Source organism: Micromonospora sp. NPDC049891, assembly GCF_040660295.1.
GTDB lineage: Bacteria > Actinomycetota > Actinomycetes > Mycobacteriales > Micromonosporaceae > Micromonospora.
The window spans coordinates 1-1,380 of record NZ_JBFAML010000078.1 but is presented as its reverse complement, the minus strand read 5'-3'; the positions used below and the strand labels follow the sequence as shown (position 1 = coordinate 1,380).

Sequence of the window (1,380 nt, the reverse complement as noted above, 5' to 3'; positions counted from 1 at the left end):
TGTTGTTTAGTGAAACAATACGTTTATATTTTTGCTATTTATCGCAAACAATATCCTTACTAGTATCCATCTCAGCTAAGCAATACAGCGCATCTGCGAACTATTGATTAACTAATATGCACTTTAACCAATATATTATAAATGGAGCACAATATCATGACACAGACAACGTCTACGCCAAGCCGTGAAGAAGCCGATGCCATCGTTGAAAGCATGGTTGCTATTTTCAGTAAACCTATCCGTTCTCCGGTCATCGGCAAACCCACTGACTTCGGTTTGCAGTATGAAGACGTCTTTTTCCCAGCGTTGGACGGCGTGCCGCTGGAAGCGTGGTTCATCCCTTGCGTAGGTTCCGACAAGGTCATCATCTGTAACCACCCTGTGTGGTGCAGCCGGACTGGCCTGCCTGCCGACCGCGAGCCGTGGCGTTCCATCGGCGCTGCAGGCGGTAACGATTTTGCTTTCAGCTTCCTGCCGGACTATAAAATTCTGCACGATGCAGGCTACAACGTACTGGCTTACGACCTGCGCAATCTGGGTCTGAGCGGCGAAGCTAACGGCGGTATCGGCAGCATCGGCGTGCTGGAAGCGCGCGACGTCGTGGGGTCATTGAACTATGTCCGCAGCCGTCCTGACCTGAAAGGAAAGAAAATCGGTTTGTTCAGTCGCTGCATGGGCGGTAACGCGACGTTCTTTGCGATGGCGAAATATCCGGAGCAGTTCAATGATGTCCGTTGTGTGGTTATGCCACAGCCGATTTCCATGCGTGCCGCCGTCGGCGTCGCGACGGAATTGGCCGGTATCCCGGACCGTCTTGATGAAATTGACGAACGTCTGGCGATGGTCACCAGTTTCCATCTGGATGACATGGATCCTTCCGTGCCTGCGCGGACCAACACCAGCGTTCCCACCTTCATCTATCAGGTACATGACGACGTGATGACCCGGCCATCCGATGTGCAGAACATTTTCGACAGCATGCCGGTTAAAGAGAAACAGCTGCACTGGATCCGTAATACCACCCACCGCTGGGATGGTTATCTGTACTTCCAACGCGAGCCAAAGCTGATGTTGGACTGGTTCAATAATTACATGAACTGAGGGTGAATGGATCTTTTAAGCAGTATTTATTTTTAATGTGATGAATAAGTGAGTGTGTCCACATGGAGTTATAAAAACTGCATTTCGCCATCACCTTTTTATTTCACGGAATTCTCCTAGGGCATCGCTCGTTTTGGCGGTGCTTTTCTTTCTTTTTTTTGTTATTCAATTAATATATTTATTTCTGGTTGTGACGGAATAGTCGTTCTGGATAATATTTTGCGGTGGCATAACGTCTGGACCTCCCCATGAATATGCAAAACGTTAGGAGATATCGCA

The 1,380-nt window shown here is 48.6% G+C and carries 1 protein-coding gene; it reads left to right on the top strand.

Going from position 1 to position 1,380, the window contains the following annotated elements; translation table 11 throughout:
- The first annotated feature begins 141 nt into the window (after positions 1 to 141).
- Positions 142 to 1,101 (top strand): alpha/beta hydrolase, encoded by a 960-nt coding sequence (locus AB0I71_RS32525; RefSeq protein ID WP_357591196.1) that lies wholly within the window; start codon positions 142 to 144, stop codon positions 1,099 to 1,101.
- The last annotated feature ends 279 nt before the right edge of the window (positions 1,102 to 1,380 follow it).

Coding starts and splice junctions, on each gene's coding strand:
- AB0I71_RS32525 (WP_357591196.1), top strand. CDS start 142: ATGGAGCACAATATCATGACACAGACAACGTCTACGCCAAGCCGTGAA.